The 13,120-nt window shown below is 38.1% G+C and carries 13 protein-coding genes; all 13 read left to right on the plus strand.

Going from position 1 to position 13,120, the window contains the following annotated elements:
- Window positions 1-631 precede the first annotated feature (631 nt).
- The 13 genes from ACQKNC_RS17395 (at window position 632) to ACQKNC_RS17455 (ending at window position 12,737) form a co-directional block, all read left to right on the plus strand.
- Window positions 632-2,791 carry an EAL domain-containing protein gene (locus ACQKNC_RS17395; protein WP_427426011.1) on the plus strand — a complete coding sequence of 720 codons (2,160 nt, stop codon included), beginning with the start codon at window positions 632-634 and terminating at the stop codon, window positions 2,789-2,791.
- A gap of 126 nt (window positions 2,792-2,917) precedes the next feature.
- Entirely contained in the window at window positions 2,918-3,547 is a 630-nt protein-coding gene (gene upp / locus ACQKNC_RS17400; RefSeq protein WP_370044630.1) for a uracil phosphoribosyltransferase, read from the plus strand.
- 227 nt (window positions 3,548-3,774) lie between these two features.
- Window positions 3,775-4,896 carry a non-hydrolyzing UDP-N-acetylglucosamine 2-epimerase gene (gene wecB, locus ACQKNC_RS17405; protein ID WP_427426012.1) on the plus strand — a complete coding sequence of 374 codons (1,122 nt, stop codon included), beginning with the start codon at window positions 3,775-3,777 and terminating at the stop codon, window positions 4,894-4,896.
- Window positions 4,897-5,412: 516 nt separating this feature from the next.
- Window positions 5,413-5,784, plus strand: a complete 372-nt coding sequence (locus ACQKNC_RS17410) for an ATP synthase subunit I (RefSeq protein WP_427426013.1) — start codon at window positions 5,413-5,415, stop codon at window positions 5,782-5,784.
- Between the two features lie 36 nt (window positions 5,785-5,820).
- Window positions 5,821-6,543 (plus strand): F0F1 ATP synthase subunit A, encoded by a 723-nt coding sequence (gene atpB / locus ACQKNC_RS17415; protein ID WP_134020520.1) that lies wholly within the window; start codon window positions 5,821-5,823, stop codon window positions 6,541-6,543.
- A gap of 66 nt (window positions 6,544-6,609) precedes the next feature.
- Complete coding sequence (gene atpE / locus ACQKNC_RS17420; protein ID WP_132360362.1) at window positions 6,610-6,834, plus strand: F0F1 ATP synthase subunit C; 225 nt, start codon at window positions 6,610-6,612, stop codon at window positions 6,832-6,834.
- Window positions 6,835-7,007: 173 nt separating this feature from the next.
- A complete protein-coding gene (gene atpF, locus ACQKNC_RS17425) occupies window positions 7,008-7,529 on the plus strand; it encodes a F0F1 ATP synthase subunit B (protein WP_427426014.1) in 522 nt (173 codons plus the stop codon).
- Window positions 7,526-8,062 carry a F0F1 ATP synthase subunit delta gene (locus ACQKNC_RS17430; RefSeq protein ID WP_427426015.1) on the plus strand — a complete coding sequence of 179 codons (537 nt, stop codon included), beginning with the start codon at window positions 7,526-7,528 and terminating at the stop codon, window positions 8,060-8,062. The genes atpF and ACQKNC_RS17430 overlap by 4 nt, the downstream gene beginning before the upstream one ends.
- A gap of 28 nt (window positions 8,063-8,090) precedes the next feature.
- Window positions 8,091-9,599 carry a F0F1 ATP synthase subunit alpha gene (atpA, locus tag ACQKNC_RS17435; protein WP_427426016.1) on the plus strand — a complete coding sequence of 503 codons (1,509 nt, stop codon included), beginning with the start codon at window positions 8,091-8,093 and terminating at the stop codon, window positions 9,597-9,599.
- 47 nt (window positions 9,600-9,646) lie between these two features.
- Entirely contained in the window at window positions 9,647-10,504 is an 858-nt protein-coding gene (gene atpG, locus ACQKNC_RS17440) for an ATP synthase F1 subunit gamma (protein WP_427426017.1), read from the plus strand.
- A 48-nt stretch (window positions 10,505-10,552) separates the two neighbouring features.
- On the plus strand, window positions 10,553-11,968 hold the full coding sequence (gene atpD / locus ACQKNC_RS17445) for a F0F1 ATP synthase subunit beta (protein WP_337991625.1): 1,416 nt from the start codon (window positions 10,553-10,555) through the stop codon (window positions 11,966-11,968).
- 24 nt (window positions 11,969-11,992) lie between these two features.
- Window positions 11,993-12,400, plus strand: a complete 408-nt coding sequence (locus ACQKNC_RS17450) for a F0F1 ATP synthase subunit epsilon (protein WP_268636088.1) — start codon at window positions 11,993-11,995, stop codon at window positions 12,398-12,400.
- Window positions 12,401-12,497: 97 nt separating this feature from the next.
- The gene (locus ACQKNC_RS17455; RefSeq protein ID WP_427426018.1) at window positions 12,498-12,737 is read left to right on the plus strand and encodes a DUF1146 family protein; all 240 of its coding nucleotides are present in this window, start codon (window positions 12,498-12,500) and stop codon (window positions 12,735-12,737) included.
- Window positions 12,738-13,120 lie beyond the last annotated feature (383 nt).

Consider the following 13,120-nt stretch of genomic DNA (forward strand, 5'->3'; position numbering starts at 1 on the left):
CAAAACCGTGTTGTTGCTGCCGCTTCGCTTTCGCACAGACAAAACCGTGTTGTTGCTGCCGCTTCGCTTTCGCACAGACAAAACCGTGTTGTTGCTGCCGCTTCGCTTTCGCACAGACAAAACCGTGTTGTTGCTGTAGCTTCGCTATCGCACAGTATCCAAAGTGGAACGAAATCAACCTGCGTTATGGTGAAAAGCTTTCTTGTTTGGAAAATAAGATTATAATGTAATTATTTTTTCTAAAATGGAAACAAAATACTCTTATTTTTGAATTTATTTACATAAACTTAGTATAAAAGGATATATTATGGCTCGTTGCTAATAGTTGTGGATAGCATTTTTAAAACAAATGCCATTTATATAAGTTGATCTTCGTTCCGGCTGGGCGACTAACGTAGTGTTGTTGCCACTACGCTTTCGCACAAAAAACATCTGTTGGACCCAGCGGCTAATCGGACTCCTTCAGTTGGAACGGAAATCAACCACACATTATGATGAAGAGCCTATATTATAAAGTTGATCGGGACAAGTAATGTCCTTATAAAGAATATTTTTTTATAAAAGTGACAATTTTTTGAATTTTTTATGTACAATGAAGAGAGATTAAAGTGATAGAGGGAGGGGGAGCTGGATGGTTACTAAAATGATGTTCGTAGAAAATGAAATGCTATTAAATACAATTCGTAGGTTAGGTGATAATTCTAGAGAAAGCTACGTTATTTTTGATGTAACGAATAATCATTGTATATTGGAGTGTAATGATTCTTTTTGTGCGCTTACGAATTCTACACGTTCACAAATAATAAATAGCGATTATTTTTCATTGATGTCAAACGAAGAACAGATGACGACTATTGAAACGATTAAACAAAAGATACATAGCGGAGTCATGGTACAAGCAAAATTGCACCATAGTTGCTTCGATAAACCTCCTTTTTGGGCAGAAATACAAGCACTCCCATTTCAAAATAATAAAAATGAAACATTATTTGTACTAGCACTTGTGAAGGATGTTACGTACTATCACACAGAGGAATTTTTAATGCGCTTAGAGAAAGCTATGTATGAGGCGATTGAAAAGGATAATTCTTTTGATATAACGATGAGCATTATTTGCAGTGGTCTAGATGAATTTTTTATGCCGAATATATCAAGTATGGTACTTGTCAAAACGGAGGCAGATCAATTACAAATTTTTAAAGGGAACGATAAAATAAAAGGTTTACCAGAGCGTTGTGAAAACAATGAATTTTTTAAGAAAGTTATGCAAAGCGAGACATCCATTCTAGTTAAGAACTTGGATGAAATTGATATTCCAATAGAACATAAAATGTTTGCCAATTCATCTAAAAAGCCATTTGGATGGTTCGTGCCAATATACAATCAACAACATCAAGCAATTGGATTGTTTGCGATATTTTTAAGGCAACATTCAAGTGACCGAAAGTTTTTTGAAAACATGTTTCGAAAAATTGGTGCACTTGTTGCATTGGCCTACTCGTATGCAAAAACACAACAAAAGATATGGGATTTAGCCTATATCGATATTACAACGGGACTACCTAATCGACATAGTTTTTTAAACAAGGTAGAAAAAGAGAGAGAATGCGGTGAAAATGGTAATATCAAAATCTTAAAGCCGAGCGAATTTAATCAAATTGTCGAGTTATATGGTCGTGAAGCGGGAGATGAGCTTTTAAGACAAATTGCCAAACGTCTAAATGAAGAGAAAAATGAGCATAACGAATATATTGCTAGATTTACAAGTTCTAGTTTAATCATTTCAAATACGATATCCGATGAAGATTTCTTAAATTATGAAAGGCGTCTAAAAGAGATTATTCGTCAGCCCTTTATTGTGGGAGGGAAGCAAATTTATATTACACTGAAAACTGGAATTGCTTTATATAACGATGAGATAAAAATTGCTGATGCGGTTCGCTTTGCAGATAATGCTGTATCCTTTGCGGCCAATAAACCGGGCACTTATGTGGAAATATTTACGCAAGAAAGAAACGATGTACTTGAGCAGCAAATGGCAATGTTAAACCATTTGGCACAAGCAATAAAAAATAAAGAAATCTCGGTGAATTTACAGCCAAAGGTTGATTTACGGACAGGTGAAATCCAAAGTATTGAGGCGCTTGCACGTTGGATTTCTCCGAAACTCGGTTTTGTGTCACCAGCGGTATTTATTCCAGTGGCAGAAAGTGCGGGAAAGGTACGAGAAATCGATATTCAGATATTAGAGATTGTTCTTTCATGGTTAGCAGAGCGCAAGAGATTAGGGAAAAAATTAGTGAAGGTGGCAGTAAATATTTCGCCTGATCATTTTTACTATGCTAATTTTGTACAAGATACATTGGAGCTCGTTCAGAAATACGATATTGATCCAAGGTATATCATTTTAGAAGTAACTGAAAATATTGGTCTAGTTGATTTTCAGACAGCTTTTTCTATTATCCAGGAATTAAAGGGCTATGGCTTTAAAACTTCGGTGGACGACTTTGGAACAGGCTTCTCATCACTAAGTTATTTACAACGACTACCGTTTACTGAATTGAAAATAGATAGAAGCTTTATTAATGCTATTAATGATGCTGCGACACTCGCTATTGTCCGCTCCATTATTCAATTAGCATTAAACTTAGGAATGACTTCGGTCGCAGAAGGTATTGAAAAAAAAGAACAGGTTGAGATTTTACTTGCACTTGGCTGTACAGTAGGACAAGGATATTTCTATTACAAACCGATGGAAATAGAACAGTTAGATGCAATACTTGATGAATAATCGCTATTATATGTAGTAAACACACTTGAAAAGGAATTGTCCCAAATTTATTTTTGAGACGACTCCTTTTTTCTGTTATACTAGGTGAGATAAAAATGAAATCCGAACGGTTAGGAGCGAATCCCTTTGAGCAAAGTATACGTATTTGATCATCCACTAATCCAACACAAGTTAACTTATATTCGTGATAAGAATACAGGAACAAAAGAATTTCGTGAGCTAGTAGACGAAGTTGCAACATTAATGGCATTCGAAATTACACGAGACATGCCAGTCGAGGAAATTGAAATTGAGACACCTGTTACAGTTGCTAAGACAAAAGTACTTTCTGGTAAAAAAATTGCGATTGTACCGATTTTACGTGCAGGTATCGGCATGGTAGATGGCGTATTAAATCTAATTCCAGCTGCAAAAGTTGGTCATATCGGTCTTTATCGTGATCCAGAAACTTTAAAACCTGTAGAATACTATGCAAAACTTCCTGCAGATGTAGAAGAACGTGATTTCATCATTGTAGACCCAATGCTTGCAACTGGTGGATCAGCAGTGGAAGCGATCAACTCACTGAAAAAACGTGGTGCGAAAAGTATTAAATTTATGTGCTTAATCGCTGCGCCAGAGGGTGTAAAAGAGATTCAAGAACAGCATCCAGATGTAGATATTTATATTGCTGCACTAGATGAAAAATTAAATGACCATGGTTACATTGTCCCTGGTTTAGGTGATGCAGGCGACCGTCTATTCGGTACGAAATAATACTGAGCAGTTTTCAACTGTAATAACATGGTTCACTACCTGAAAATTTATTATGTAATTTTTGGGAAACTTAAAACTTTTGAGAGCGTCCTTCAATATTGAAGGACGTTTCATAGTATGTTAGGCGAATTACTTCCCTTGAAGTCCGACACTTGCTTCATACGACGCAGATCAATGGGAGTAAAGAACTTTTCATACAAATATTATAAAGGACGGTGCAAATCGTTTTGACGAAAAAATGGAAAGTAATGACGATTTTCGGTACGAGACCAGAGGCTATTAAAATGGCTCCACTTGTATTGGAATTACAAAAGCATCCTGAGCAAATAGAATCGATTGTGACGGTAACAGCTCAACATCGCCAAATGCTCGATCAAGTTTTAGAAACATTTAAAATTACACCAGACTACGATTTAAATATTATGAAGGATCGTCAAACATTAATTGACGTGACGACTAATGCATTACAAGGCTTAGACAAAGTTATGAAAGAAGCAAAACCAGATATTGTTTTAGTACATGGCGATACAGCAACGACTTTCATTGCAAGCCTAGCTGCATTTTATAACCAAATTGCTATCGGACATGTGGAAGCAGGTCTTCGAACTTGGAATAAGTATTCACCATATCCAGAGGAAATGAACCGCCAGTTAACAGGTGTCATGGCCGACCTTCATTTCGCACCAACGGAAGTATCGAAGAAAAATCTTTTAGATGAAAATAAAAACCCTGAAACTATTATTGTCACTGGTAACACAGCTATCGACGCATTAGCTACAACTGTAAGTGAACATTACACACATCCTGTCTTAGAAAAAATAGGTTCAGATCGTATGATTTTATTAACAGCGCATCGTCGTGAAAATCTAGGTGAACCTATGCGTCATATGTTTAGAGCGATTACTAGAATTTTGGCAGAGCATGAGGATGTTCAAGTTGTTTATCCAGTTCATATGAATCCAGCTGTACGAGAAATAGCTAATGAAATTTTAGGAGACCATAAGCGTGTACATTTAATTGAACCTCTTGAAGTCTTCGATTTCCATAACTTTGCGGCTAATTCTTATATGATTTTAACTGATTCTGGTGGCGTCCAAGAAGAAGCCCCTTCATTAGGTAAACCAGTTCTAGTGCTCAGAGATACAACAGAACGTCCAGAAGGTATTGCAGCAGGGACTTTAAAGCTAGCGGGAACTGAAGAAGAAACAATCTATTCTCTAGCAAAGCAATTAATAGAAGATACAAATGCCTATGAATCAATGGCAAAAGCATCAAATCCTTATGGTGATGGACATGCTTCTGAACGTATTGTGAAGGCTCTTCTAGAATTTTTACAAAAAAGCAAGTAATACGCCATTTTGAAATTGAAAAATGAGTCTAATTTACCATTTGTAATGGGTGGGCTAATTTACGAGCATAAATGTGTCGTAAATTAGCTTTTTTTTGCACAAACGTGGACTTTCATTTTTGGGCTATGAGTTTTCATACACAAATTTGTCAACAATTTGACAAGAATACAGTGGCTGTGAAGTTTTTCTCCTTTACCAATTGACTTCAAATATCTCCTATTGTATGCTTACAAAGGGTAAGAATGATAAGGGTTTCTATTCGTAAATAGAGGTTGAAACACTTGTTATATCAAGTTTCTACTAAATTGACAGTACAAACTATAACTGTCGATTTGCAACGTTTTGTGCGTTTCGGGGTGTAAGATTTTTTTGGGATTTACACCTGTAATTTCAAAATGACTCTCTCCCGTTACTATTCCGCTGTGAGTAGTGTTTTTCACTGCTCTTTTCTGATTTCACATAGTGGTCAGCAAACGTTTCTTTACTCGAAAAATTGATTCAGGAGATTATAAACCAATGCTAGATTTGCATCACATTTTTGCTGTGCAGAAGAGAGCGTTATTTTTTTTGCTCGCACTCTGTGCATTAGGCTGGGGATTCACACCCTATCAAACGGTATTTGCGGGCATCGCAATCGGTGCATTTTTTGGTACGTATAATTTTTGGATTTTAGTTCGCCGTATGGAGAAGTTTGATCGATCCATTAGTGAAGGGAAGAAAGTAGGCTCACTTGGTACAGCGCTTCGCTTTGCATCAGGTGTAGCGGCAGTCGCTTTAGCCATTTCGTTGCCAAACTATTTTCACTTAATTAGCACGGTCATAGGGCTAATGATTCCGTACGTTTTTCTCTTTGTCGAGAGAATTGTGTCACATGTAAGGAACCACTAATGTGCTTTAAATTAGAAAGAGAGGTGAAAAATAACAATGAATCATGAAGCTCCATTAAAAGTAGTTGATTTTGGTTTGTTTACTCTAACGTTCAACCTTTCAACTGTAATGATGTTACTAGTTGCGGCTGTAATCGTTTTCTTAATCGCATTTATCTCAACTAGAAGCCTTAAGTTAAAACCTACAGGTATGCAAAACTTTATGGAATGGATTATGGATTTCGTAAAGAACATCATCAAAAGCAACATGGACTGGAAAACTGGCGGTCGATTCCATATTTTAGGTATCACGTTAATTATGTTTATCGCTGTATCTAACTTATTAGGTCTTCCATTTTCTATCATCTATGATGGCGAACTTTGGTGGAAATCTCCTACAGCTGACCCAACTGTTACAATGACGCTTGCAGCAATGATTTTAGCCTTAACACATTTCTATGGTATTAAAATGAAGGGTACAGGCCATTATGTTGGTACATTCTTCAAGCCAATGTCATTCATGTTCCCGCTAAAAATCGTTGAAGAATTTGCGAACACTTTAACATTAGGTCTTCGTCTTTACGGTAACATTTATGCAGGTGAGATTTTACTAGGCTTAATCGCAGGTTTAGCATCATCAGGTGCTGTTGGATTCATCGGAGCAATTGTTCCAATGATGGCATGGCAAGGTTTCTCTATTTTCATTGGCTTTATCCAAGCCTTTATCTTCACAATGTTAACAATGGTTTACATGGCTCATAAAGTGAGCGATGACCATTAATATAAAGCATACACCTTATGCTTGAACCCAAAAAAAAACAAACAATTCCAAGGAGGAAATTTTCAAATGACAGGTTCATTAGGTTTATTAGCAGCAGCAATCGCAATCGGTTTAGGTGCACTTGGTGCAGGTATCGGTAACGGTCTTATCGTTTCAAAAACAGTAGAAGGTATCGCTCGTCAACCAGAAGCACGTGGCGTTCTTCAAACTACAATGTTCATCGGGGTAGCATTAGTTGAAGCCCTACCAATCATCGCAGTAGTAATCGCATTCATCGTAATGAACAAATAATTCAGTTGTATACTGAATTCTAGTGGCGAAGCAGGAATCTATAGATGAAACTTCGCCCTTCATTTTGGAACTGATAAAAGCTATGTGAAAATATAGCTTTTTAAAATAGGTAGTTTTTCAAGTAATAAAATTATTATGTTGAAGTTAAAGCTCTTGAAGGGAGTGAAACAATCGTGTTTTTAGATAATCTTGTACTAGGCAACGCTGGACCTGGTTTCAATGGTGGCGATATCGCCGCAACATTAATCATTTTCATAGTGTTAATGCTATTACTTAAAAAGTTCGCTTGGGGTCCACTTATGGGCATCATGCAACAACGTGAAGAATTAGTAGCTAGTGAAATCGAAGCAGCTGAAAAAGCTCGCAAAGATTCTCATGCATTTTTAGAAGAACAAAAGAGCCTTCTTAAAGAAGCTCGTACGGAAGCACAATCGATTGTTGAAGGCGCTAAGAAGCAAGGCGAAGTGCAAAAAGAAGAAATTCTTACTGCAGCACGCAATGAAGCGAACCGCTTAAAAGAATCGGCTTTACGTGAAATTGAGTCTGAAAAAGAAAAAGCTATTGCAGCTGTACGTGATGAAGTCGTTTCATTATCTGTACTTGCAGCATCTAAAGTCCTTAGCAAAGAGATTTCTGAGGCAGACAACCGTGCTCTAATTGAAGAGACGATTGCGAAGGCAGGGGAAGCTCGATGAGTAATTCAACTGTAGCAAAACGTTACGCTCAAGCGCTTTTTGAATTAGCGCAACAAAAAAACATTCTTGCAGAAGTTGGAGCAGACTTAAACGAACTAACAAAGGTTGTCAATGAATCTCCTGATTTTTTAACACTTTTAAATGCTCCTAAGTTCTCTATCGAACGCAAGAAACAAATGATAGCTGAAATCTTTGCTGGTGCAACTCCAGAAGTTTTACACACAGTTCAACTACTTGTTGAGAAAAAACGTGTAAACGAAGTGAAGCTAATCGCAACAGCATATGCTGAACTTGCTGCACAAGCACAAGGTATTGCAGATGCTACAGTATTCTCAACTCGTGCAATTTCTGCTGAAGAGAACGCTAATATTTCGGCAGCGTTTGCGAAACTTGTTGGGAAACAATCATTAAACATAACAAACGAAATCGATCCATCTTTACTTGGTGGGATTCGTGTTCAAATCGGTAACCATATTTATGATAGCTCAGTAGCGAACAAGCTTGAGCGTCTAAAACGTGAATTAATCGGTTAATAATTTAGAAATGTGAGAGGTGACATACATGGGCATCAAGGCTGAAGAAATCAGCAGTCTGATTAAACAACAGATTGAGAATTATGAATCTGAACTTAAAGTAAGCGAAGTTGGTACAGTTATCCGTATTGGTGACGGTATCGCACTTGCTCATGGCCTCGACAACGTCATGGCTGGAGAGCTTTTAGAGTTCTCTAACGGTGTTATGGGTATGGCTCAAAACCTAGAAGAAGGTAGCGTTGGTATCGTAATCTTAGGTCCATACACAGACATCAAAGAAGGCGATGAAGTTCGTCGTACAGGTCGTATCATGGAAGTACCAGTTGGTGAAGAACTAATTGGTCGTGTTGTAAACCCACTTGGTCAACCAGTGGATGGACAAGGTCCTATCAACACAACAAAATCTCGTCCAATCGAAAGTCCAGCTTTCGGTGTAATGGCTCGTAAATCAGTACACGAACCACTACAAACTGGTATCAAAGCGATTGACGCTCTAGTACCAATCGGTCGTGGTCAACGTGAGTTAATCATCGGTGACCGTCAAACTGGTAAAACATCAGTAGCAATCGATGCAATTCTTAACCAAAATGACCAAAACATGATCTGTATCTATGTTGCAATCGGTCAAAAAGAATCTACTGTACGTGGTGTAGTAGAAACTCTTCGTAAAAATGGCGCTTTAGATTACACAATCGTTGTGACAGCTTCTGCTTCTCAACCAGCTCCATTATTATTCTTAGCACCACTTGCTGGTGTTTCTATGGCAGAAGAATTCATGTTACAAGGTAAGCACGTATTAATCGTGTATGATGATCTTTCTAAACAAGCATCAGCTTACCGTGAACTTTCACTTCTTCTACGCCGTCCTCCAGGTCGTGAAGCTTACCCTGGTGACGTTTTCTACTTACACAGCCGCTTACTTGAACGCGCTGCGAAGTTAAATGAAACATACCAAAATGGTTCTATTACAGCTCTTCCATTCGTTGAGACACAAGCTGGGGATATCTCTGCATACATCCCAACTAACGTAATCTCAATCACTGATGGACAAATTTTCTTACAATCTGACTTATTCAACTCAGGTGTACGTCCAGCGATTAACGCCGGTCTTTCTGTATCACGTGTAGGTGGATCTGCTCAAATTAAAGCGATGAAAAAAGTTGCGGGTACACTACGTCTTGACTTAGCTGCATTCCGTGAACTTGAATCATTTGCTCAATTCGGTTCTGATTTAGATAAAATCACACTTGCTAAACTTGAACGTGGTAAACGTACGGTTGAAGTTCTTAAACAAGACCTTAACAAACCACTTAAAGTTGAAAAGCAAGTTGCTATCCTTTATGCATTAACTAAAGGTCACTTAGATGATATTCCAGTACAAGATATCGTTCGCTTCGAAGGTGAATTCTTAAGCTGGTTAGATACAAACCACACAAACGTTTTAGATCATGTTCGTACTACAAAAGAGCTTGCTCCTGATGCTGATTACGTAGCAGCTTTAACTGAGTTCAAAAAAACTTTCGCTAAATCAGAATAAGTTCGAGTTAGTCACTTGATTAAAAAACAAAAGGTGGTGAAATACCAGTGGTAAACTTACGCGAAATAAAAGGTCGTATTAATTCTACAAAGAGTACGAAACAAATTACGAAAGCGATGCAGATGGTTTCTTCTTCAAAGTTACGTCGTGCAGAGCAAAACGCTAAAGCGTACGTTCCTTACATGGAAAAAATCCAGGACGTAGTAGGCGCGATCGCTTCAGGAACAAAAGACAGTGGACATCCAATGTTAACTGCTCGTCCTGTTAAGAAAACAGCTTACTTAGTCATTGGTTCTGACCGTGGTCTTGCAGGTGCTTACAACTCAAGTATCCTACGTCAAGTACAACGTACAATTGACGAGCGTCATAAATCAAAAGACGAATACGTTATTTTAGCGGTAGGTCGTGTTGTTCGTGATTACTTTGTGAAACGTGATCATAATGTCATCAGCGATGTTGTCGGTCTTCCGGACCAACCATCATTTGCTGATATCAAAGAAATCGCTCGTAAAGCTGTTGGTATGTTCACTGAGGGTACGTATGATGAACTTTATATGTACTACAATCACTTTGTCAGCGCAATTGCTAGCGAAGTGACAGAGAAAAAACTTCTTCCATTAACGGATCTTGCACCTGCTAGCAGTAATGCTTCTTACGAATTTGAGCCATCTGGTGAAGCAATTCTTGAAGTGTTACTTCCACAATACGCGGAAAGCTTAGTTTACGGCGCATTATTAGATGGAAAAGCAAGTGAACATGCTTCTCGTATGACGGCTATGAAAAATGCAACTGATAACGCTTCTGATCTTATTTCAGACCTTTCATTGCAATATAACCGTGCGCGTCAAGCGGCGATTACACAAGAAATTACAGAAATCGTTGGTGGAGCTGCAGCCTTAGAATAGGCCAGCTTCCCAATGTCGTATAAGAATACGATAGGAGGGTACACAGTAATGAATAAAGGACATGTTATTCAAGTAATGGGTCCAGTTGTTGACGTAAAATTTGACAATGGCCAATTACCAGCAATCTATAACTCATTAACAGTTAAGATTGAACGTCCTAATGAAGAACCAACAATTCTTGCATTAGAAGTTGCTCTTCATTTAGGTGATGATTCTGTTCGTACAATTGCAATGTCATCTACTGATGGCTTACAACGTGGAGCAGAAGTTACAGACTCAGGAAAAGCTATCTCAGTACCAGTTGGTGAAGTTACTCTAGGTCGTGTATTCAACGTACTTGGAGAAGTAATCGACTTAGGGGAAGAGATTCCAGCTGACGTTCGTCGTGATTCAATTCACCGCGAAGCACCAGCTTTCGCTGAACTTTCAACTTCAGTTGAAATTCTTGAAACAGGTATCAAAGTTGTAGACTTACTTGCACCATATATCAAAGGTGGTAAAATCGGTCTATTCGGTGGTGCCGGTGTAGGTAAAACTGTATTAATCCAAGAATTAATCAATAACATCGCACAAGAGCACTCAGGTATCTCTGTATTCGCTGGTGTAGGTGAGCGTACTCGTGAAGGGAACGACTTATTCTTCGAGATGAGTGATTCAGGCGTTATCAAGCAAACAGCGATGGTATTCGGTCAAATGAACGAACCACCAGGTGCACGTATGCGTGTAGCTTTAACTGGTCTTACAATGGCAGAATACTTCCGTGATGAGCAAGGTGCTGACGTACTTTTATTCATCGACAATATCTTCCGTTTCACACAAGCAGGTTCTGAGGTTTCTGCCCTATTAGGTCGTATGCCTTCTGCGGTAGGTTACCAACCAACACTTGCAACTGAAATGGGTAAATTACAAGAACGTATCACATCTACTAACAAAGGTTCTGTAACTTCTATTCAAGCGATCTATGTACCAGCCGATGACTATACTGACCCGGCTCCAGCTACAACTTTCGCCCACTTAGATGCAACTACTAACCTTGAGCGTAAATTATCAGAAATGGGTATCTACCCTGCGGTTGACCCATTAGCTTCGACTTCTCGTGCTTTATCACCAGAAATCGTAGGCGCTGAGCACTACGCAATTGCTACTGGTGTACAACGTACAATCCAACGTTACCGTGAATTACAAGATATCATTGCTATCTTAGGTATGGATGAATTATCTGATGAAGATAAACAAACAGTAGAACGTGCTCGTCGTATTCAATTCTTCTTATCTCAAAACTTCCACGTTGCGGAACAATTTACTGGTCAAAAAGGTTCTTATGTACCTGTTAAAGAAACTGTTCGCTCATTCAAGGAAATCCTTGATGGCAAATGGGATCACCTACCAGAAGATGCTTTCCGTCTAGTTGGATCTATTGATGAAGTAGTTGAAAAAGCGAAAAGCATGGGCGTAGAGGTTTAATACTAGGGACGAGGAGGAAAAAATATGAAGACAGTTCTAGTCAATATTGTCACTCCCGACGGCCCAGTATACGATTCTGAAGTATCAATGGTAATCGCTAAAACAACTTCAGGTGAAATCGGTGTTCTTGCAGGCCATATTCCTATGGTTGCTCCACTTGCAATTGGTGCAGTGAAGCTTAAAAAAGAAAACGGTTCAACTGAACTTGTCGCTTTAAGCGGTGGTTTCATTGAAGTTCGCCCTGAAAAAATCTCAATTTTAGCTCCGTCTGCTGAAATTGCTGAAAGCATCGATGTTAAACGTGCTAAAGAAGCCGTTAAACGTGCTGAAGGTCGTCTTCAAGGTAAACAAGATAACATTGATTTCAAACGTGCTGACCTAGCATTAAAACGTGCGTTGAATCGTATCAACGTTCATGAGGGTAATATCTAATTCAAATTTTAACGGGCAGATTCAACATCTGTCCGTTTTTTAACATTATGCTACCATTTGGGCGTATTGCTAGAGAGATTAATATGGAGGAACTAACATGGAAATGTATGAGGCAATAGGGCAAGAAGCTTTAATAGGGATTTTATCGCATATATTTTTTATCGCTATTACTTTTTATGCGCTACAAGCTTTTATGCTCGAAAAGGTCTTTAAGAAGAATAAAGTATTTCAAATCCAGTTAATTTATATTTTATTAAGTATTGCGATAGGATCAGCCGTTTCAAATTTCTTTCTCCAAATTTCAAGTTGGTCTGGGAAGCTTCCGTATTTATTTTAATAGCCCCTTATTACTATCTTTATGTTAGTAATTGAATATACATATTTCACAGGGCTTTATAACTAATTTATGTGGTCCTTTGAAATATGTAAAACTTAGTTTAACTTCTTTCAGCAATTATTATAGTAGCGAAAGCGAAGCGTTAGATGCTGTAGTCTCTCATCTCTATAGGTGGTGAGATGAATGCGACGCAATTATGCTGAGGCGAAATTGATATAAATCCATTAGATTTTGTTTTTTGTTCACATATCTTTGGGTATATATTAGAAATTTACGCTTTTCTTCCATGTTATTGGTCATTCACAAAAAAAAAAATCATGCGTACAATAAATAAATAGCAAAATATTGATAAATGCCGTAAAATAGTGATTTGGATGCTTGAA

Origin of the sequence: Lysinibacillus sp. NPDC094177 (assembly GCF_050279145.1) — a bacterium.
GTDB lineage: Bacteria > Bacillota > Bacilli > Bacillales_A > Planococcaceae > Lysinibacillus.

Excerpts from the sequence above, each read along its gene's own strand:
- ACQKNC_RS17395 (WP_427426011.1), top strand. The coding sequence starts at position 632 with ATGGTTACTAAAATGATGTTCGTAGAAAATGAAATGCTATTAAATACA.
- ACQKNC_RS17410 (WP_427426013.1), top strand. The coding sequence starts at position 5,413 with ATGCTAGATTTGCATCACATTTTTGCTGTGCAGAAGAGAGCGTTATTT.
- atpB (WP_134020520.1), top strand. The coding sequence starts at position 5,821 with ATGAATCATGAAGCTCCATTAAAAGTAGTTGATTTTGGTTTGTTTACT.
- atpE (WP_132360362.1), top strand. The coding sequence starts at position 6,610 with ATGACAGGTTCATTAGGTTTATTAGCAGCAGCAATCGCAATCGGTTTA.
- ACQKNC_RS17430 (WP_427426015.1), top strand. The coding sequence starts at position 7,526 with ATGAGTAATTCAACTGTAGCAAAACGTTACGCTCAAGCGCTTTTTGAA.
- atpA (WP_427426016.1), top strand. The coding sequence starts at position 8,091 with ATGGGCATCAAGGCTGAAGAAATCAGCAGTCTGATTAAACAACAGATT.
- atpD (WP_337991625.1), top strand. The coding sequence starts at position 10,553 with ATGAATAAAGGACATGTTATTCAAGTAATGGGTCCAGTTGTTGACGTA.
- ACQKNC_RS17450 (WP_268636088.1), top strand. The coding sequence starts at position 11,993 with ATGAAGACAGTTCTAGTCAATATTGTCACTCCCGACGGCCCAGTATAC.
- ACQKNC_RS17455 (WP_427426018.1), top strand. The coding sequence starts at position 12,498 with ATGGAAATGTATGAGGCAATAGGGCAAGAAGCTTTAATAGGGATTTTA.